The organism is Manganibacter manganicus (genome assembly GCF_002075885.1).
GTDB lineage: Bacteria > Pseudomonadota > Alphaproteobacteria > Rhizobiales > Rhizobiaceae > Mesorhizobium > Mesorhizobium manganicum.
In genome coordinates this window covers 71,797-90,657 of the sequence record NZ_MDET01000034.1, presented here as the reverse complement: position 1 = coordinate 90,657, position 18,861 = coordinate 71,797, and the positions used below count along the sequence as shown (strand labels likewise).

Below are 18,861 nucleotides of genomic sequence, written 5' to 3'. Positions count from 1 at the left end.
ATACCGCGCCGGGCGAGACTCCGGATCAGGCGCTGCGTGGCGTCGTCGGCAAATCCAGCAGGCGGGCGACGGCATCGGCGCCCTTGCCGGCGGCACTGACCTTTCCGTCGTCTCCTACTTCCAGCGAAGCGCCGTTGGCGAAGCTGAGCGACCAGCCGTCCCCCCTGGCATTGCGCCGGCGGTCGGTGAGCTCGATGCCGGCGGCGGTGATCAGCGCGATCGTTCTGTCAACGTCCATGGTCAACCTCCCTTGAGATCCAGCGCACCGGTAAGATCGCCGAGCGGCGGCTCTCCGTGCGCAGCCACGGCGTGATCGCGCACCACGATGCCGTGCAGTTTCGGCAGTTCGAAGCGCTCGGTGATGAAGCGCAGGATCGAGGTCGTGTCATAGGGCGTATGATCGACATAGTCGTGCTTGGCGAAGGGCGAGACGATGATCGCCGGAATGCGCGTTCCCGGCCCCCAGCGGTCGCCCTTGGGCGGCGCGACATGATCCCATATGCCGCCATTCTCGTCATAGGTGACGACGACCAGCATATGCGGCCATTGCGGGCTCTTCTCCAGATGTGAAATCACGTCGGCGATATGACGGTCGCCGGCCTGGATGTCGGCATAGCCGGAATGTTCATTGAGATTGCCTTGCGGCTTGTAGAACGACACCTGCGGCAAGGCACCGTCGTCGATGGCCTGAATGAAGCTGACGCCGCCAAGTCCCGCGTCGCGGATATGCTCGCGCCTGGCTTCGGTGCCCGGCGCGAAATTGGCGTAATAATTGAACGGCTGGTGATGGTACTGGAAATTCGGGATCGGCGTGTGGTTGCCCTGGTCGAGCGTGTATTGCCAGGCCCCCGAATACCAGGCCCAGCTGACATGCTTGAGGCTCAGCATGTCGCCGATGGTCGGCTCGGTCTGCGGCGGCAGGGTGGTCGCGTTGGCCGGATCGGCAAAGCGCGGATCGCCGCCCGGCGCCGGCTCGTTGCCGCTTGGCTGGTAGGGCGGCTGCATGGTGTTCACGGCGTAGAAATCCGGCGTCAGATTGCCGTCCGAGACGAATTTGGGAATGCCGTCCATTGCCGATTTCGGCGAGTTGTCGGCGATTTTCAACGCCGTGCCGCTTTCGTTCGTGACCGAGATCGTCGGATGCGCCGGGCTCTGGTCGGCATTCGCGTAATAGGGCGCGCAGGCGCAGATCAGCCATTGATGGTTGAAGAAGGAGCCGCCGAAGCCGCCCATGAAGAAGTGATCGGCCAGCACATATTTCCGCGCCACCGCCCACATGGCGGTCTTCGATGCATCCCAGTTGCTCATCGGCATGGCGCCGGAATCGGCCCAGGCGACGAACATGTCGTTCTTGCCGCCGTCGATCTGCATCTGATTCTGGTAGTAGCGATGCCACAGATCGTGGGTGATGGTGCCGAGCGAAACGTCGAAACCCTTCGGATCGTTGACCGTGAAAGGCGCGTTCGGCAGATGCTCGGTCATCGCCTGGGTGACGGGCGGCGTGACCCCCTTGGCGGTCAGCCCGTCCCACACCGGCGGCAGTTCGGACAGGATAGAGCCGTCGCGGTCGCGCTGCTGAAGGCTTTCCTTGCTGGCCTGGTCAATGCCGTCGGCACCCGGAAAATGGCCGTAGAGATTATCGAAGGCGCGGTTTTCGGCAAAGATCACCACGACCGTCTTGATCTTGTCGATGCCATCCGGGGGGCCATCCGGCGGGCCGCTCGATCCGGCCGCAAGGGCGGGAACCGCAGCGGCGCACAAAGCGAGAGTTGAGGAAAACACGGCGAACCCATAGGATCGCTTCATCGTCATACCTCCCCATGGCAAAAATGAGCAGAGCGGGATGACACCACCTCAGGCACGTCTTGGCAAGGGCCGTCCCGGTTCGCGGCAATCATCGCCGGTTCACCAATTGTGTTGGCCGGTCGCGATGCTCGTGATGCTGACAACTTGCCTTGCCTTCGTGGCGATGCCGGCCCGCGCCCAGCCCATGTCGCGCGCCGAGGCGCGCCAGCGGGCCGAAAAGCTCGCGGCGCTCGGCGAGAAATTGTTCTCCGATCCGCGCCTGTCGGGGTCGGGCAAGCTCGCCTGTTCCACCTGCCACGATCCCGCGCACGCCTTCGCGCCGGCCAATGCGCTGCCTGTCCAGTTCGGCGGCGCAGACATGAGCGAGCCCGGCCGGCGCGCCGTGCCGTCGCTCAAATATCTGCAGGCGGTGCCGCAATTCACGCAACATTACTTCGAGTCCGAAGACGAGGCCGACGAGAGCATCGACAATGGCCCGACAGGCGGCCTGACATGGGACGGACGCGCGGATTCGGGCCATGCGCAGGCCCTCATCCCGCTGCTGTCACCCTTTGAAATGGCCAACAATGCACCCAACAATGTCGTGTACCATGCAATCGAGGCCGGTTACGGGCCGGAGCTCACCGAAATCTATGGAAAATCAATCATTTCCGACAGTGACGCGACCTTCGATGCACTGCTCAAGGCGCTCGAGGTCTATCAACAATCCTGGCAGACCTTCTATCCCTATTCCAGCAAGTACGATGCCTGGCTGGCCGGCAAAACGAAACTGACGCCGCAGGAAGCCAATGGCTTGAAATTGTTCGAGGATCCAGAAAAGGGCAATTGCTCGTCCTGCCATTTCAGCGTGCGGGCCAATGACGGCACGCCGCCGCAATTCACCGATTACGGCATGATCGCGCTGGCCGTGCCGCGCAACCCGGCCATCCCCGCCAATGCCGATCCGGCCTATCACGATCTCGGCCTGTGCGGCCCGCTGCGGACGGATTTCCTTGGCCGTTCAGGCTATTGCGGCCTGTTCCGCACACCCACCCTGCGCAATGTGGCGACGCGCAAGTCCTTCTTTCACAACGGTATTTTCCATTCCCTGAAGGACGCCGTCGCCTTCTACGCCACGCGCGACACCGATCCGGGGCGCTGGTATCCGCGCCGGGCGGACGGCAGCATCGCCCTTTATGACGACCTGCCGGCTCGATATCGCAACAACATCAATACGGATCCGCCCTTCGGCGGCCATCCCGGCGACGCCCCGAAGCTGAACGAGCGGGAAATCAACAACATCGTTGCCTTTCTCGGCACACTCACAGATGGCTGGCAACCGGCGCACCAAGTCGCGAGCCCGTAAAGCCTGGAATGCAGGATCGCTCTATTTGGCCTGGAACGTGCCGGCGAAGCGGTCGCGCAATATGTTCTTCTGCACCTTGCCCATGGTGTTGCGCGGCAACTCGTCCACAGTGAAAATACGCTTGGGCTGCTTGAAGCGGGCGATCCGGTCATGGATGGCGGCAAGCAAGCTCTGTTCGTCCAGGCTCCCATCCTTTTGCGGCACGACCACGCCGACGACGCCCTCGCCGAAATCGGGATGCGGCACGCCGATCACTGCCGATTCCAGCACGCCCTCCTGCTCGTCCAGAAGCAGTTCCACTTCCTTCGGGTAGATGTTGAAGCCACCGGAGATGATGAGGTCCTTGGCGCGGCCGACGATCTGCACATAGCCGTCCTTGTCGATCGAAACCACGTCGCCAGTGATGAAGAAGCCGTCGTCGCGGAATTCTTCGCGCGTCTTTTCCGGCATTTCCCAATAGCCCTTGAAGACATTCGGTCCCCTCACCTCCAATATGCCGATTTCACTGTCAGGCAGCACGGTCTTCGTTTCCGGATCGACAACGCGGATCTCGACATCGGGCAGCGCGAATCCCACCGTGCCGGCCCGCCGCTCGCCTTCATAGGGGTTTGACGTGGTCATGTTGGTTTCGGTCATACCGTAGCGTTCGAGGATGCGATGGCCGGTGCGCGCCTCGAAGGCGACATGTGTTTCGGCGAGCAGCGGTGCGCTGCCGGAGGTGAACAGCCGCATGTGACGGGTCAAGTCTTTGGTAAAACGCGGATCGTCGAGCAGCCGGGTGTAGAAGGTCGGCACACCCATCATCGAGGTCGCCCTGGGCAGATATTCGATGATCTCGTCGACCTGGAAGGATGGCAGGAAGATCATCGCGCCGCCGGCGAGCAGGGTGACGTTGCACGCAACGAAAAGGCCGTGCGTGTGGAAGATCGGCAAAGCATGCAGCAGCACGTCCTTGTCCGTGAAGCGCCATGCTTCGACCAGCGAGCGGGCGTTCGACAACAGGTTTGCCTGCGTGAGCATCGCACCTTTCGAACGCCCAGTGGTGCCCGACGTATAGAGAAGCGCCGCAAGATCGTCGGCGCCGCGTGGCACGGTCTCGAAATGGTCGGAGCAGCGTTCCGCCTCGTCGGTCAGCGTCCCCTTTCCGTCCCCGTCCAGCGTCAACAGTCGTGCGCCAGCGGCCTTGGCAATCGGAGCAAGCGCAGCATGCGCATCGCTGTCGCAGACCACCAGCGCCGGCCTGGCATTGCCGACGAAATACTCCACTTCGTTCGGCATGTAGGCGGTGTTGAGCGGCAGGAAAATCGCTCCGCTCCGGATGCAGGCGGCGTAGAGCGCCAGCGCCTCGGCGCTTTTCCTCACCTGCACCGCAACGCGGTCGCCCGGCTTCACACCATGATCGGTGAGTGCGTTGGCGATCCGGGCCGCCTGCCTGAGAAACGCATCGTAGGACACGACCGCTCCGTCCTTCAGATAAAGGAGCGGCTTCGAACTGCCCTGATGGGGCGCAAACAGCGCATCATAGAGCAGGTTAGGCATGGTCGGATCTCCGTGAAGCGTGCTTGGTCCGCTCGGGACCGAGGAGGGATTTGATCGCGCGGGTCGTGGCCACCTCGCCGCGATGCGCGAACTGTTCGTGATTGGCCTCCACCGTCTTGAGGTCGTAGCGGTAATTGACCATGACACCACAGGACTGACCGAGGCCCTTGGCCGACAGATCGGCGCCCGGATGAATGGCCTCGAGGCTGGCGCCATTGCCGAAATGGAAGCGCGCCACTGGATCGAGCGGCAGCCCGTCCGCCCGCTTGGCCCACAGCAGGTACTCGGCCGCCAGCGCAGCCAGCGCCGGGCCGTCGGTCTGGACATTGACAGCCGATTTCGCCTCGGCGAGCCGCGTGAGCAGCGCGCCGCGTTCCGCCTCACCCTGTTCGGTCCCCTCTCCGGCTTGTGCTTCCTGCCGCATCCAGCGTGTCAGGCCGGGAACCGGCGAAAGCGTGACGAAGGTCTTGAGATTGGGCAGCGACTGCATCAGGTCCGTCGCCACCTGCTTGATGAGGAAATTACCGAAAGAAATGCCGGCCAACCCCTTCTGGCAGTTGGAAATCGAATAGAACACGGCCGTCGTCGCCTCGGTCTCGGCGATCGGTTCACGTTCTTCCGACAAGAGCGCATCGATCGAGCCCGGTATTTCTCCGGTCAGCGCCACTTCGACGAAGATCAGCGGCTCGTCCGGCATAGCCGGATGGAAGAAGGCAAAGCAGTGCCGGTCGCTCGGTTGCAGCCTGCGCCTCAATTCGTCCCAATCGTTGATGGTGTGCACCGCCTCATAAGCGATGATCTTTTCCAGTATGTTGGCCGGCGTGCTCCAGTCGATGCGGCGCAGCACCAGGAAGCCACGATTGAACCAGGACATGAACAAATGCTGGAAGTCGAGATCGGCGCGCCGGAAGGACGGGTTGTCCCTGGTAAGCGAAAGCAGATCGCCACGCATGGCGACCAGCCGCCCGGTGGCGCCGGGCAGCCGGTTCAACCGCCGCAGCAGTTCCTGGCGCGGCGCCTCGGCCGCATTGAGGATGCGCGCCAGAATATCGGCGTCGGGCGCAGCCTTGTAGGCAGTGGCGGCCGCAATGACGGCCTCGGCGTCAAGATCGTGGCTTTCGGTCAGAAGCTTGAAGAAAGCCGCCTTGTCTTCGGGCGAAGCTTTTTCGTAACGGTCGAGGATGGCGGTGGCGAGCGAGAAGCCGGAAGCCTCGCCGCGCTCCGAGATCAGCGCGGCGCACAATTCCCGCAGCGAGCGACGATCGTTGCTGGCGGTGCGTGGCACCGCCCGTTCAATGATGGTCGCAAGAAGATCCTGAAGAAAGCTTGTCCTACTCACGTCCCCGGTCCCATGAGATAAGTCGGTAACCATGTGGCGATGTCGGGGAAGATGCACAAGACGATGATTTCAAGCATCATGCAGGCGACGAAGGGCATCGTACCCCAGATGACGCGGGTGAGCGGCACATCGGGTGCGATGGAGTTGACGATATAGATGTTCAGGCCCACCGGTGGATGGATCAGGCCGATCTCCATGTTGATGGTGATGATGACGCCGAACCAGATCGGGTCGAAGCCGGCCGCCGTGATGATCGGCAACAGGATTGGCGCCGTCATCAGGATCACCGCCGCCGGCGGAATGAAGAAACCGCAGACCAGCAGGAAGATGTTGATGAGAAACATCAGCACCCAGCGATTGACCTCCATGTCGGCGATGGCCTGGGCGAGCGTCTGGGTCAGGTAAAGCGAGGTCAGCATGTAGCCGAACAAAACAGCCGCGGCGATGATCATCATGATCATGATCGATTCCCGCGTCGTATCGCGCAGGATTTGCCACCAACTTGTCGGTTGCCACATCCTGTAGATGATGACTGCGAGCAGGACGCATAGAGCGGCCCCGACCCCGGCAGCTTCGGACGGCGTGGCGACGCCGCCATAAAGCACGTACATCACGCCGATGACGATCGCCAGGAACGGCGCCACTTTGGGGATCGCCTCGAACTTCTGTTTCCAAGAATAGCGGAATTCCGGCGCATAGGCGCGGAAGCCGCGCTTCCACAACAGGAAGACCGTCCACAGGATGAACAGGCCGGTCAGCATCAGGCCGGGAAACACACCGGCCAGGAACAGCCGGCCGATCGAGGTTTCGGTCGCGATGCCATAGAGGATGAATGTGATGGAAGGCGGGATCAGGATGCCGAGCGTGCCGCCTGCGCAGATCGAGCCGGTGGCCACGTCGTCGGGATAGCCGCGCCGGCGCATTTCAGGAATGCCCATGCGGCCAATGGCGGCGCAGGTCGCGGGCGAGGAGCCGGTGAGCGCGGCAAACAGCGCGCAGGCACCGAGATTGGAAATAACCAACCCTCCCGGCAACCGGTAGAGCCAGCGGTCGAGCGCTTCGTAAAGGTCCTTGCCGGCCGGCGAGGAGCCGATGGCCGCACCCATCATCACGAACATCGGGATCGACACCAGCGTGAAGTCGTTCAATCCGCCATAGAAGGTCTCGGCGGCGATGTTGAGCGCATCAAGGCCTTCGAATACGCCGATGAAGACGAGCGCGACAGCACCAAGGCCGAAGGCGACCGGGGCACCCGAAAGCAGCACCAGCAGCGTGATGACAAGGACGAAGGCGCCTTCGATTGCCGGGTTCATGCCATCTCTCCATGCTGCTCCGCAGCGGAGGCGAAAGGCCGCTCGCGCCCCGTCGCCAGGCAATAGAGATCAACGACATATTGCAGGGTAAGGATGGTGAAGCCGACCGGCATGGCGATAAAAGGAATCCACAGCCGCACCCGCCATACCGTGTCCGAGACCCAGTTGCCATTCCATGATTCCGCCCAATAATGCCAGGCAAGCCAGGTCATGGCGAGAGAGAAGCCCAGCGACATGACGGCCGAAAACAGCGCCAGCCGGAACTTCGCCGTCTCGCCGAGGTAATGCGGCAGGATATCGACATTGACGTGGCCGCGCGTCAACAGCACGTAGGGACTGCCGATGAAGGTCGCGGCAACCATCGCATAGGTGGTGAAATCAGTCTGCCAGATCGTGGCCCAGCCGAGCACGAAGCGCACGAAGACCATCTGGCATACCACGACCACGGCAGCGGTGATGAGGCCCGCCGCCGCAAAGCCGCACAGGGTCGAGACCAGCCTGACCGTTCGGATGAATCCGTCCATCGTTTTCGTGTCCTGGAGCATAGGGAAAGGCCCGCGCCGGCTTTAATAGCCGGCCCGGCGCTTGGGTCAGTCGCGCATCATTTCACGGCGAGCGCTTCGTCGATCAGCTTCTGGCCGTCCGGAACCTCTTCGGCGAATTCCTTGTAGGAACTTTTCTTGGCGACCTCGATCCACGCATCATATTCTTCCGGCGTCATGGTAACGACCTCGACGCCATGATCCTTGAAGGTCTTTGCCATCTTCTCGTCGAACCTACGCGCTTCGGCGTCGAAAAACGCCTCGGCCTTCTTCGACGCGGCCATGATGACGTCCTGCTGTTCCTTGGATAGACGGTCGAAGCTCTTCTTCGACATCAGCACCGGCTCATACATGAACCAAAGCGCATTGTCGCCGGGCGCAGTGATGCACTTGACCTGCTCGTAGAGCCGATATGACACGAAGCTTGCCGTGCTGGTATCGGTGGCATCGACCACACCGGTCTGCAGGGCGTTGTAGACCTCATTCGAGGCGATGGTGACGATCGAGCCGCCCGCAGCCTGCCACATGGCGGCGAAGGTCGGCCCGGCGGAGCGAATCTTGAGGCCCTTGATATCTTCGGGTTTGTGGATGCAGCCTTCCTTGGAGGCGACGGCGCCGGCCAGCCAGGCATCGGCGAGCACGATGGCGCCGGCTTCCTCGATCTTGGCCTTGATGGTCTTCATGAAGGGCGAATTGTTCAGCCGCTGGGCCCGGTCATGGTTGCGCACCAGGCCCGGCATCAAAGTCGCGCCGAACTCGCGCACCCGACCGCTGGCATAGTCGAGCGGGAAGGACGTGATGTCGAGTTGGCCCTTGATCAGTGCATTCCATTGGTCCTTCGCCTTGAACAGCGAGGCGCCGGGATAGACCTGGATGTTGAGATCGACATTGGCTGCCTTCGCCTCCTTGGCGATGATCTGCACCATTTCGTCGCGCGGGTCGCCCTTGCCGCCTGGAAACTGGTGGGCGGCCTTGAGCGTGAGTGCGCCGGCCGCGCCGATGCCCGCCATAGACAAGGTGGCCGACAGCGCGACCGTAAGGCCGAGTCGGGCGACCCGATTCGCAAAAAAGGGTTTCATACAGTCCTCCCTGCAGATGGTTCTGCACATGGTTCCCGGCCATTCCGGGATTCCGGGTTATTCCGGTCGTTTTTGCCCCTCCGAGCGCCGGCTAATGTATCCAGCATGCATTTCTTGTCAACATTCTTGGATCCAAGATTGCTATTGATGGATGCCAATAGCTGAACTAGGGTCGGCCATGACCCTGAGAAGCGCAGATCAGATTCGTGAACAACTCGAACAGGCGATCATCGCCGCCGAGTTCGCAGACGGCGAGCGTCTCGACCAGATGATGCTCTCGAAACGCTATTCGGTGTCACGCACGCCGGTGCGCGAGGCTCTGCACGCGCTTTCGACATCCGGGCTTGTCGAGGCGGTGCCACGACGCGGGGTTTTCGTGCGCTATCCGAGCTTCATCAAGCTGGTCGAGATGTTCGACGTGATGGCAGAACTGGAGGCGATGTGCGGTCGCCTTGCGGCACGACGCATTACCGAGGACGAACTGGCCCATCTGGAAGATGCCGCCGCCGCCTGCGAGTGGGCGATGGAAAAGGGAGACGCCGACGATTACTACCGCGAGAACGAGCGGTTCCATCATGTACTCTACCACGCCAGCGGTAATTCCTATCTGGCGGAGGAAGCATCAAAGCTGCACAAGCGGTTGCAGCCGTTCCGCCGGCTTCAACTGCGCGTGCGCGGTCGGCTCGCACAGTCGATGCGCGAGCACCGGGAGGTGCAGGACGCGGTGACGAAAGGCGACGCCGCGCGTGCTGCGCAGGCGCTGCACGGCCATATCGCCATTCAGGGCGAACACCTTAACGACTTGATGGCGAATTTCGCCAAGCACCGCGCGCGGTCGGCATCGCGTGCATCGTGACGTTTGGCAGGCAGTCCAGACGCCACGAGCGAGAAGTTTCTCCGCCACCCTGACTAACGGCCGCAGCCGCGACCGCGCGGATAGCAGACGATCGACACGTAGCTGATCGGCAGCAGCGTCGGCTCTTCAAATCCGTGCGGCGCGTCGGCATCTGGCCGCTAATGAGAATGTTCACCCGCGGTAAATATCATACCCCGCGTCCAGGCCTGCCGCCCTTCTTATGATACACCGGCAAGAACCGGATCGTCGGCGATGGCCAGCGTTTCACTCAACGCCTGTAACTCATCGAGAGCGCGCTGGACCAGGTCTACTCCCACCGCCTTGATCGGAAAGCGGGCCTGACGCATCACCAGATGCGCGCCCCGATCACCTTGGCAGGCCTGGCGGACAAGTCGCGTACCGCGCGGCGCAATAACAGCCTCTTTGACTGTCGGGTCGGCAAACAGTTTGCGGAACATCGACGAAGCACGCTGGATCTGCGTAGCGGTGGTGCCCCCATCTCCACGCATCAGCAGTGGGACATCGGTCTGCGGGGGCACAAACTGTTCGGGCATATTGTGGACTAGAGAATAGAATTCGGCACCTGTCGGCCGGGCAAGTGCGCCGATCATGGGCCGGCGCTGCTCCACCCTCTCGCTCAGGGTCGCCCGAAGCCATAGTTGCGGCAAGCGCCGGGTGACCAACGTATCCGCAATGAGTTCGACCTTAACCTGCCTGCGATCGGCGAGACGACCGATCAGGATGGGAAATTGGTCCGGTGCAAAGGTGATCTTGGCATCGTCAAGCAGTCCGGCTGCTTCGTCCAGGAGCACCCGGCGCTGTGCCATCGCGCGGCGATGGTCGGTGACGGCTCTGGCCAACAGCCAGGCCGAACAAATGAGGAAAAAAGCCCAGAAAGTAAAAGTCGTCGTCATCTGACGGCCTTGAAGTTGGAAACGGCGGCGCCCGATTGCGCCGCCGTTCTTGGCAAGGTCAGTACCCTGACGGCTTCGGCCAGGGCATGCTGAACTGGCCGCCACGGCTCACATACCGGTAGCGCCGGAAATGGAACCAGAGCGAGGCCACGATGTAGAAGCACATCATCGCGCTGAGTTGCGTGCCATAGCCGAGGAACACGGCGAAGTAAGCGGTCGCGCACAGGGCCAGCAGAACGATTGTCGGCACCGGATGGAACGGATGCACGTAACCGCGCTTGATGGTGTCGAGCGGCCACTTCCTGCGGAACATGACCATGTTGAAGGTCATGAAGGTGTAGCCGAGCAGACCCGACAGGATCGAGAACGTCACCACCTGATCGAGCGGCGCGCCAAGCGCGAAGATCAGCGCTATCGGCACCAGGAAGACGATTGCGCGATATGGCGTGCGATAGACCGGATGCACGGCCCCGAACCAACTCGGCAGATAACGGTCGCGCCCCATCGAGAACCAGGCGCGCGAGGCATCGTTGATGCAGCCGTTTGCCGAGGCCAGCGTCGCGAACGCCGTGCCGACGAACAGAAGCACCATCAGCCCGGTGCTACCGGTGACACGCGCTGCATCGAAGAGCGGCGTTCCGGCTTGGCCGAGATACTCCCAGGGGATTAATCCCGAACAGATATACCACGTCATCGTCGCAGCAATCAGCAGCGTCATGATGCCCGCCATCGTGCCGAAAGGCAGTGAACGCGCCGGCGAACGGACCTCTTCAGCCGCCTGGCACGTGCCTTCGATGCCGAGATAATACCAAAGGCCGAAATGCAGAGCCGCGACAATGCCGATCCAGCCATAAGGCAACGGGTCGGTGGTGATGGCCGAGAAATCGAGCGGCACGCTCGATACACCGATATGCACGCAGACGAACAGAGTGACGATCGCCACGAACGCAATTGCGGTTATGACGAGATTGAACGTCAGGGTCGCCAGTACGCCGCGATAGTTCAGCCATGCCAGGAACATGATGGCCAGCACGATGAATGGCTGTTCGTTGAGGCCTTCATGCCCCAGCATTCCCGCCACCGTGTCGAGCAGAAAGCCCACAGTGATCGCGTTGGCCGCCTCGAGCATGGTGTAGGCCATGACCAGGAATAGCCCGACATTGAATGCCATGAGAGGGCCGACAATATGTTTGGCCTGTGCATATTGTCCCCCTGCGGCGGCAACGGTCGAGGTTACTTCAGAATCGATCATTGCGACACAGGTATAGAGAAGTCCGGCGACCCAGCAGGCGATAAGGCCGGCGATCATGCCACCTTTGCCGACCGAGAAGTTCCAGCCCATATATTCGCCGACCAGCACGATGCCGACGCCAAGTGCCCACACATGAGCGGGGCCAAGCACCCGCAGCAATTGCAGACGCTGCGAACCAGGTGCGGATTCAGTTACGTTTGCCATTGTCATGCACCTCAGAGCGTATGACGTTCGGCGGCGGCCTCGATCTCGCCTTCGCGAGAGGAGGTCAGCAACTCATTGTCGTATGTCGTGTCGATGCGAATGAGATCGATTAGCATCAACAGGCCGAACATGGCCGAAAGCGCCCATGCAGCATATTCCAGAATGTCCCAGGTATCCATTGCAACCTCCCTATCGCTTGTCGCTGAAGCGTTCCTCGATGACTTCGCGGTATTCCCTATCGGACAGCCTGACGACCATGACGAAATAGCCGATGACCAGGATGGCCATAATGGCCAGAGCGACCCAACTGAAGCTGTAGTCGAAACGGGCGGTGATGATGTCATTGGCGGCGGCCGGGTCGGTAATACCGAGCGCCGTCCATTGCTGCTGTTCCGCGGCGTTCTGACCGAGAGCTTCCCAAGTCGGATTGGCTACAGGGTTCGGAGTTTTGGCGGCGCCGGCAAGTCCCAGGTAGAGCGGAATATAAAGCGCGCCGATGGTCAGGACGAGTAGCGTCACGACATCGAATATTTGGCCGGCGATACCCTGTTTCGGTGGTTTGTAGGCCATCGTCTTCTCCTCTCAGGCCTGGCGCCGGCGCATCTCGTCGAGATGCTTGATGTCGAGGCCGTAGATGAAATGCTTGTCCTCGGTGTAGTGGCGCAGCATGGCGACGATCGCCGCCGTGTTGAAGATCAGCACCAGGCCGCACGCGACGGACAGAATGATCCGCATCTGCGGAATTGCGATGTAAGACCAGATACTGAACAGGGCGTACAGGAGCGTGCACCAAAGCACGGCCACGAAGATCACCAGTCCGATGCGATCCCGCCCATGCATTTTGTCAATACGCTGCTCAAGGCCCGCGCTTGCGCCGGGCCGATGTAATGCCGCTTCCATTTTTTCCTCCATGCGGGCGGTTTGACGGATTTTGATATTTGCTTGTGCGTCAAATTATTTGCCTGAGAGGAAGGTCACGCAGAGCCAAAATTCTGTCAAGTATTTTCTGCGGCCTCTTGCCGCACGACATTCAAATCGACGAGCCATAACTCCTTAAATTCGCGTCTGAATTTTGGGCTCTTGATATCCAAAAAAAATCTCAGGCGCTTGGGCGGACCCATATGCGGATATTCGTTTCCGGTGCCCTCCCGGCCCTCCCGATCGGAAAATTGCCACTGTTCCACAGATAGCCGGCAACCGGAGTTCGTTGAGCATGATGCGGTGGCGGCGTCGGGCGGACGTCAAAACAAGACCGCGCAAGGAGGCGCGAAGCATCTGGCCGGTTTCTCGCGAACATGCAGAGCGATGCAGCAGCGCGTCAGATTATTCGCCCGATCCTCGGGGTTGCATTACGCGCAAAAGGCCTGAGCGTCGGAGGGTTCCCAACTCGCCCATACTGATTGTCCTGGACGCAGCCCGTTGGCTGCGGCATGGCCGAAAGGAAGTCTCACGGATAAACGCTCCCTCGCCTTCGTCTCGGTCAGGACATGGGTGTTATTGCCGAGGAAGGTGATGTCTACCACCGTCACCGGCAGACTGCTTGCTGCGTTCGGTGTTTGCGACAAGGACACCCTCTCGGGGCGCAGCATGACGGCCGCGCCACGCCCCGGCGTCGGGGCGCCATGGGTAGGAACCGCGGGTATGACCAAATCGTCGCCGACGCGTATATCGGCATGTTTGCCGTTCACGGCTTCGACCTTTCCTTCAAGGAAATCGCTGTCGCCGATGAACTCGGCGACGAAACGCGTGGCCGGGTCGGCATAAAGTTCCGACCCGGTGCCGACCTGGTCGATGACCCCCTTGCTGAATACGGCAATCCGATCGGAGAGACGCAGCGCCTCCTCCTGATCATGGGTGACATAGAGAATAGTAACGCCGGTTTCCTGATGGATGCGGCGGATCTCATACTGGATTTCCTCGCGCAGCTTCTTGTCGAGTGCCGAAAGCGGCTCGTCCATTAGAAGGACGGGCGGATCGTAGGCGAGCGCCCGCGCCAGCGCGACGCGCTGCTGCTGGCCGCCCGACATTTTAGCCGGCATGCGGTCCTCGAAGCTCTCCAGCCGCACCAGCTTGAGCACGCGGCGCACGGCCGCGTCGATCTCGTTCTTCGGCCGGCGGCGCACCCTCAGTGGAAAGGCGATATTCTCACCCACCGACAAATGTGGGAACAGCGTATAGCGCTGGAACACCATGCCGATATTGCGCTTGTGCGAAGGGGTGTCGAGCAAGGTGCTGCCCTGCAGCAGGATATCGCCGGCGGTCGGCTCCTGAAGGCCGGCGAGCACGTAGAGCGTTGTGCTCTTGCCCGATCCGGACGGGCCGAGAAAGGTCATGAACTCGCCCTTGGCGACATCCAGCGTCACATCGGTGACGGCGACGACGTCGCCATAAACCTTGCGAATATTCTGTATCTGGAGAAACGGCGTCGTCATCTTTTCATTCCCTTGCGCACCACCACTGCGGCGAGCATCAGCGCGATCGTGAACAGGACCAGCAACGTGGAAGCGGCGGCGATCACCGGCGTGAGATCCTGTCGGAGTGTTGTCCATATCTTGACTGGTAACGTCTGCAATGTCGGGCTCGCCATGAAGATCGCCACTACGACCTCGTCCCAGGAGACGAGGAAAGAGAACACTGCCGCTGCGAACAGGCCATGGCCGATGGCCGGCAGAGTGACCCGGAATCGCGCCTCCCACGGCGCCGCGCCACACAAAATGGCAGCGTCCTCGATCGACTTGTCGAAACTCTCCAGCGCATTGCTGATAGAAATGACGGAGAAGGGCAGCGCCAGCACCAGATGGGCGAGCACGAAACCCAGCATCGTCCCGTTGAGCCCGATGCGGAGGAAGAAGGCATAGAGTGCCACCGCCAGCACCACCACCGGCAGGATCATCGGCGTGATGAACAGCGCCCTGAGCGCTTCGCGGCCGCGGAAGGTGCCACGCGTCAGCGCCAGCGAGGCCAAGAGGCCGATCACCACCGACAAGACGGTGACACAGACGGCGATCTGGGCGCTGGTCCAGGCCGATTCCAGCCAGCGCGGATCAGCGAAGAGTTCGCGATACCAGCGTAGCGTCCAGCCCGGCGGCGGGAAGATCAGCCATTGAGAATTGCCGAAGGACAACGCGGCAATGAAGATGATGGGCAGAAGCAGGAATAGTGCCACCAGAACGGTGATGCTCAAAAGCACCCATCTCCAGGAACCGAGGCGGTCGAAATCGAGCAACATGGCGACGCTAGCCTCCCTGTCCGAGACGGCCGGCGCCGAATAGGCGTAATTGCACGGCATAGATGGCGAGCGTGACGACCAGAAGCACGAACGCGGCAGCACCACCCATGCCCCAGTTGACCAGCGATTGCACGAACTGGGCGATCATCTCGGCCAGCATCATATTGGAAGTGCCGCCAAGCAGGGCAGGCGTGACGAAATAGCCGAGCGACATGACGAACACCATCAGCGCGCCGGCGGCGGCGCCCGGCAGCGCCAGCGGGATAAGCACGCGCGTCAGGCATTGCCAGCGCGTCGCGCCGCATACCGACGCTGCCTGCAAGACCGCCGGATCGATGGTCTTGATGACGCCGCGCAGCGGCAGGATAACGAAGGGCAGCATGATGTAGGTCATGCCGATGGTAACGCCGGTGAGATTGTTGACGAGTGCCAGCGGCTGGTCGATCAGGCCAATCCCCATCAGCACTTTGTTGATGACGCCGGTACGCTGCAAGAGAACCATCCAGGCATAGGTGCGGGTCAGCAAATTGGTCCACATCGAAAGCAGGATGACGGCGAACAGCAGCGTCGACCATCGCGCCGGCATTATGGCCAGCATCCAGGCCACCGGGAAGCCGATTGTCACCGACAGAACCGTTACCACCGCGGAGACCACGAACGTGTTGTAGAAGATGCGTATATAGGTCGACGAGCCGAGAAGCTCGGCGTAATTGCCAAGGCCTGGCGTCGGCTCCAAGACGCTGCGCATGAGGAGTGCGACGACCGGCACGACGAAAAAGACGAAGACCAGGATGAGAGCCGGCAGCGCATAGACCAGGCCGCTTGCCGCGCGGGTGCGGCGCGCTTCGAGCCGGGTCTCAGACGCATTTGCTGCCAGTGTCATCGCATCCTCCATCGGCGCGGCGGGATAGGCGCCGCGCCAGTTTCATGCCGCCTGCTATTTCGCCTGCCAGGCGTACCAGCGCTCTCCGATCTCGTCGCGATGCTCGGCCCAGTAGTTCATGTCGGCATTGACCTGGGTGGCTTTTTGAGCATCGGGCAAAGCCTCGCGAGCGGCCTTGTCCATCAGCGCGGCCGACTCGAGATTGATCGGGGCGTAGTTCGTAGCGAGCGAGAATTCCTTCTGCGCCTCGGCGCTGGTCGCAAGGGCGATAAATTTCATCGCGGCATCCTTGTGCTTCGTGCCTTTGGGCACAACAAGTGCATCGGCCGCGGTGATGTTCTGGTCCCACGAAATGCCGACATTGACGCCGGTCTGCTGGAGCGCAGTGAGCCGCCCGTTCCAGAATATGCCATAAGGAGCCTCGGCCGAAGCCAGCAATTGCTGCGATTGCGCGCCGCCGGTCCACCAAACGATATCGCTCTTGATCGTGTCGAGCTTCTTGAAGGCGCGGTCGAGATCAAGCGGATAGAGCTTGTCGGGCGCCACGCCGTCGGCCAGCAGAGCGGCTTCTATGACACCCGGCGCCGACCATTTGTAGAAGGTGCGCTTGCCGGGGAACTTCTCGGTATCGAACAGGTCCGCGAAGGTCTTCGGCCCGTCTTTCACAGTGTCGGCGTTGTAGCCGATGACGAAGGAATAATAGAAGCTGCCGACGCTGTAATCGGTGACGAAACGCGGATCCAGCTTGGATTTGTCGATAACGTTGAAATCCAGCTTCTCGAGCATGCCCTTGTTGCCTGCCTGAACGGCATAGTCGCCCTCGACGTCCACGACGTCCCAGGACACGCTGCCGGCCTCGACCATGGCCTTGATCTTGCCGTAGTCGGTGGGCCCGTCCTGCAACACGCTGATACCGGTCTCGGCGGTGAACTTGTCGGCCCACGCCGCCTTCTGGGCATCCTGTGTGGTGCCGCCCCAACTGGTGAACACCATCTCTTCCGCCGCTGCGGCGCCGGTCAGGGCGAGCACAGCGGCAAAGGCTGCCGTCATGATTGTCTTGCGCATGTCATTCCTCCCATGGTTGTTGGCGTGTCACCGCATCACGAACGGGTCAGGGATCGGATCGTCCGATGTCCTCAGCCAGACCGTCTTGGTGCGAGTAAAGTCGAGCGCCGCCGCCAGCCCACCTTCGCGGCCATGGCCGGACTGGCCGTAGCCGCCGAAAGGCGCGATGGGCGAAACGGCACGATAGGTGTTGACCCAGACGACGCCGGCATGGATGCGCTTCATCATGCGGTGGGCGCGCGTCAGATCGCGGGTGAACAGCCCGGACGCGAGGCCGAAGGGCGTGTCGTTGGCCAGCCGCAGAGCCTCCGCTTCGTCCTCGAAACTCAGCACCGAAAGCACCGGCCCAAACAACTCTCGTTCCACCGACGGCGACTTGACGGCGCTGCAATCGAGGATCGTCGGCGGATAGTAGAAGCCGACGCCATCCGGGCTCTTGCCGCCGGTGACGAGCATGGCGCCCGCCGCGACGGAGCGACCGACCACCTCCTCGATCAGGTCGCGCTGGCGTGCGGTGCACAGCGGACCGACCTCGGTCGTCATATCGAGCGGCGCGCCGATCTTCACGGCTTCGGACTTTTCCTTGAGGATCGACAGAAACCGGCCCTTTACCGAAGATTCGACGATGAGGCGGGAACCGGCGACGCAACTCTGTCCGGTCGCTGCGAAAATGCCGGCCACCTGCGCGTTGGCGGCGCTTTCGAGGTCGGCGTCGGCAAAGACAATGAAGGGCGATTTGCCGCCGAGTTCCAGAGATGTACTGGCCAGGTTCTCGGCCGAGTTGCGCACCACGTTGCGGGCGGTTTGCGGGCCGCCGGTGAAGGCAATATGCGCAACCTTCGGATGTCTGGTCAGCGCCGCGCCGCAGGTTGCGCCAAAGCCGGTGATGATATTGACCACGCCGGCCGGGAAGCCCGCCTCTTGCACCAGCCGCGCGAATTCGAGCAGCGGCGCGGGACCGTCTTCCGACGCCTTGATCACCAGCGTGCAGCCGGCGGCCAGCGCCGGGCCTATCTTCACGGCTGCTAGAAAAAGCTGGCTGTTCCAGGGCACGACAGCGGCCACCACGCCGACCGGCTCACGCCGCAGCCACACATCCATGTCCGGCTTGTCGATGGCGAGATACGAGCCTTCTATCTTATCGGCCAACCCGGCATAGTAGCGATAATAATCCGCCACATAGGCGATCTGCGCCGAGGTCTCACGGATGATCTTGCCAGTGTCGCGGGTTTCAAGTTCAGCCAGTCTGCCGGCATTCTGGGCGACCAGATCGGCAAGGCGATAGAGCAGCTTGCCCCGCGCCGTGGCGGTCAGTGCCGGCCACTCACCCTGCCGCAGCGCCTGGTGCGCGGCCTCAACGGCGCGCTCGACCTCCGCCTCGCGCGCCTCCGGCATCTCGGCCCAGGACTCGCCTGTGGCCGGATCGATGCTCGGGAAGGTCTGTGCCGCGTCCTCGAAACGGCCGTCGATGTAATGCTGGAATCTTTGCATCGGC

18 protein-coding genes and 1 pseudogene are annotated in these 18,861 nt (G+C 61.7%); 2 read left to right on the top strand and 17 right to left on the bottom strand.

Features of this window, described 5'->3' with window-relative positions; genetic code table 11:
- Positions 1-25: 25 nt before the first annotated feature.
- Positions 26-238, bottom strand: coding sequence for a hypothetical protein (locus BFN67_RS17800; protein WP_080920868.1), 213 nt, complete (start codon positions 236-238; stop codon positions 26-28).
- A gap of 2 nt (positions 239-240) precedes the next feature.
- Positions 241-1,806, bottom strand: a complete 1,566-nt coding sequence (locus tag BFN67_RS17795; RefSeq protein ID WP_080920995.1) for an acid phosphatase — start codon at positions 1,804-1,806, stop codon at positions 241-243.
- Positions 1,807-1,939: 133 nt separating this feature from the next.
- Between BFN67_RS17795 and BFN67_RS17790 the strand changes: the two genes are divergently transcribed.
- Complete coding sequence (locus BFN67_RS17790) at positions 1,940-3,151, top strand: cytochrome-c peroxidase (RefSeq protein ID WP_245295313.1); 1,212 nt, start codon at positions 1,940-1,942, stop codon at positions 3,149-3,151.
- Between the two features lie 21 nt (positions 3,152-3,172).
- On the opposite strand, the gene BFN67_RS17785 is transcribed toward BFN67_RS17790, so the two are convergent.
- From BFN67_RS17785 to dctP, 5 genes are all read right to left on the bottom strand, one after another.
- Positions 3,173-4,690 carry a malonate--CoA ligase gene (locus tag BFN67_RS17785; RefSeq protein ID WP_080920866.1) on the bottom strand — a complete coding sequence of 506 codons (1,518 nt, stop codon included), beginning with the start codon at positions 4,688-4,690 and terminating at the stop codon, positions 3,173-3,175.
- Positions 4,683-6,029, bottom strand: coding sequence for a malonyl-CoA decarboxylase (locus BFN67_RS17780; RefSeq protein ID WP_204842224.1), 1,347 nt, complete (start codon positions 6,027-6,029; stop codon positions 4,683-4,685). Before BFN67_RS17780 ends, BFN67_RS17785 begins: the two co-directional genes overlap by 8 nt.
- On the bottom strand, positions 6,026-7,342 hold the full coding sequence (locus BFN67_RS17775; RefSeq protein ID WP_080920864.1) for a TRAP transporter large permease: 1,317 nt from the start codon (positions 7,340-7,342) through the stop codon (positions 6,026-6,028). The genes BFN67_RS17780 and BFN67_RS17775 overlap by 4 nt, the downstream gene beginning before the upstream one ends.
- Positions 7,339-7,866 (bottom strand): TRAP transporter small permease, encoded by a 528-nt coding sequence (locus tag BFN67_RS17770; RefSeq protein WP_080920994.1) that lies wholly within the window; start codon positions 7,864-7,866, stop codon positions 7,339-7,341. Before BFN67_RS17770 ends, BFN67_RS17775 begins: the two co-directional genes overlap by 4 nt.
- A gap of 77 nt (positions 7,867-7,943) precedes the next feature.
- Positions 7,944-8,963: a TRAP transporter substrate-binding protein DctP gene (gene dctP / locus BFN67_RS17765; RefSeq protein WP_080920863.1), complete on the bottom strand. Its 1,020-nt coding sequence runs from the start codon at positions 8,961-8,963 to the stop codon at positions 7,944-7,946.
- 178 nt (positions 8,964-9,141) lie between these two features.
- Between dctP and BFN67_RS17760 the strand changes: the two genes are divergently transcribed.
- A complete protein-coding gene (locus BFN67_RS17760; RefSeq protein ID WP_080920862.1) occupies positions 9,142-9,819 on the top strand; it encodes a GntR family transcriptional regulator in 678 nt (225 codons plus the stop codon).
- A 218-nt stretch (positions 9,820-10,037) separates the two neighbouring features.
- Here BFN67_RS17760 and BFN67_RS17755 read toward each other — a convergent pair whose 3' ends face one another.
- The 10 genes and pseudogenes from BFN67_RS17755 to BFN67_RS17710 form a co-directional block, all read right to left on the bottom strand.
- Positions 10,038-10,733: a hypothetical protein gene (locus BFN67_RS17755; RefSeq protein WP_080920861.1), complete on the bottom strand. Its 696-nt coding sequence runs from the start codon at positions 10,731-10,733 to the stop codon at positions 10,038-10,040.
- A gap of 58 nt (positions 10,734-10,791) precedes the next feature.
- Positions 10,792-12,189, bottom strand: a complete 1,398-nt coding sequence (locus tag BFN67_RS17750; RefSeq protein ID WP_080920860.1) for an APC family permease — start codon at positions 12,187-12,189, stop codon at positions 10,792-10,794.
- An 11-nt stretch (positions 12,190-12,200) separates the two neighbouring features.
- Entirely contained in the window at positions 12,201-12,368 is a 168-nt protein-coding gene (locus BFN67_RS24115; RefSeq protein WP_139789237.1) for a hypothetical protein, read from the bottom strand.
- A 10-nt stretch (positions 12,369-12,378) separates the two neighbouring features.
- Entirely contained in the window at positions 12,379-12,759 is a 381-nt protein-coding gene (locus BFN67_RS17745; protein ID WP_080920859.1) for a hypothetical protein, read from the bottom strand.
- Between the two features lie 12 nt (positions 12,760-12,771).
- A complete protein-coding gene (locus tag BFN67_RS17740; protein ID WP_080920993.1) occupies positions 12,772-13,089 on the bottom strand; it encodes a hypothetical protein in 318 nt (105 codons plus the stop codon).
- Between the two features lie 449 nt (positions 13,090-13,538).
- Complete coding sequence (locus tag BFN67_RS17730) at positions 13,539-14,621, bottom strand: ABC transporter ATP-binding protein (RefSeq protein ID WP_080920857.1); 1,083 nt, start codon at positions 14,619-14,621, stop codon at positions 13,539-13,541.
- Positions 14,618-15,418 carry an ABC transporter permease gene (locus BFN67_RS17725; protein ID WP_080920992.1) on the bottom strand — a complete coding sequence of 267 codons (801 nt, stop codon included), beginning with the start codon at positions 15,416-15,418 and terminating at the stop codon, positions 14,618-14,620. Before BFN67_RS17725 ends, BFN67_RS17730 begins: the two co-directional genes overlap by 4 nt.
- 7 nt (positions 15,419-15,425) lie before the next feature.
- Positions 15,426-16,205, bottom strand: a pseudogene (locus tag BFN67_RS17720) (ABC transporter permease); the annotation flags it as partial.
- 150 nt (positions 16,206-16,355) lie between these two features.
- Positions 16,356-17,366, bottom strand: a complete 1,011-nt coding sequence (locus tag BFN67_RS17715; RefSeq protein WP_080920856.1) for an ABC transporter substrate-binding protein — start codon at positions 17,364-17,366, stop codon at positions 16,356-16,358.
- A gap of 27 nt (positions 17,367-17,393) precedes the next feature.
- Entirely contained in the window at positions 17,394-18,857 is a 1,464-nt protein-coding gene (locus BFN67_RS17710; protein WP_080920855.1) for an aldehyde dehydrogenase, read from the bottom strand.
- Positions 18,858-18,861 lie beyond the last annotated feature (4 nt).

Bases quoted from the DNA above. Each gene is read 5' to 3' on its own strand.
- BFN67_RS17715 (WP_080920856.1), bottom strand. From the start codon at position 17,366: ATGCGCAAGACAATCATGACGGCAGCCTTTGCCGCTGTGCTCGCCCTG.
- BFN67_RS24115 (WP_139789237.1), bottom strand. From the start codon at position 12,368: ATGGATACCTGGGACATTCTGGAATATGCTGCATGGGCGCTTTCGGCC.
- BFN67_RS17725 (WP_080920992.1), bottom strand. From the start codon at position 15,418: ATGTTGCTCGATTTCGACCGCCTCGGTTCCTGGAGATGGGTGCTTTTG.
- BFN67_RS17740 (WP_080920993.1), bottom strand. From the start codon at position 13,089: ATGGAAGCGGCATTACATCGGCCCGGCGCAAGCGCGGGCCTTGAGCAG.
- BFN67_RS17760 (WP_080920862.1), top strand. From the start codon at position 9,142: ATGACCCTGAGAAGCGCAGATCAGATTCGTGAACAACTCGAACAGGCG.
- BFN67_RS17730 (WP_080920857.1), bottom strand. From the start codon at position 14,621: ATGACGACGCCGTTTCTCCAGATACAGAATATTCGCAAGGTTTATGGC.
- BFN67_RS17790 (WP_245295313.1), top strand. From the start codon at position 1,940: ATGCTGACAACTTGCCTTGCCTTCGTGGCGATGCCGGCCCGCGCCCAG.
- BFN67_RS17745 (WP_080920859.1), bottom strand. From the start codon at position 12,759: ATGGCCTACAAACCACCGAAACAGGGTATCGCCGGCCAAATATTCGAT.
- BFN67_RS17750 (WP_080920860.1), bottom strand. From the start codon at position 12,189: ATGGCAAACGTAACTGAATCCGCACCTGGTTCGCAGCGTCTGCAATTG.
- BFN67_RS17785 (WP_080920866.1), bottom strand. From the start codon at position 4,690: ATGCCTAACCTGCTCTATGATGCGCTGTTTGCGCCCCATCAGGGCAGT.
- dctP (WP_080920863.1), bottom strand. From the start codon at position 8,963: ATGAAACCCTTTTTTGCGAATCGGGTCGCCCGACTCGGCCTTACGGTC.
- BFN67_RS17775 (WP_080920864.1), bottom strand. From the start codon at position 7,342: ATGAACCCGGCAATCGAAGGCGCCTTCGTCCTTGTCATCACGCTGCTG.
- BFN67_RS17710 (WP_080920855.1), bottom strand. From the start codon at position 18,857: ATGCAAAGATTCCAGCATTACATCGACGGCCGTTTCGAGGACGCGGCA.
- BFN67_RS17755 (WP_080920861.1), bottom strand. From the start codon at position 10,733: ATGACGACGACTTTTACTTTCTGGGCTTTTTTCCTCATTTGTTCGGCC.
- BFN67_RS17795 (WP_080920995.1), bottom strand. From the start codon at position 1,806: ATGAAGCGATCCTATGGGTTCGCCGTGTTTTCCTCAACTCTCGCTTTG.
- BFN67_RS17800 (WP_080920868.1), bottom strand. From the start codon at position 238: ATGGACGTTGACAGAACGATCGCGCTGATCACCGCCGCCGGCATCGAG.
- BFN67_RS17770 (WP_080920994.1), bottom strand. From the start codon at position 7,866: ATGGACGGATTCATCCGAACGGTCAGGCTGGTCTCGACCCTGTGCGGC.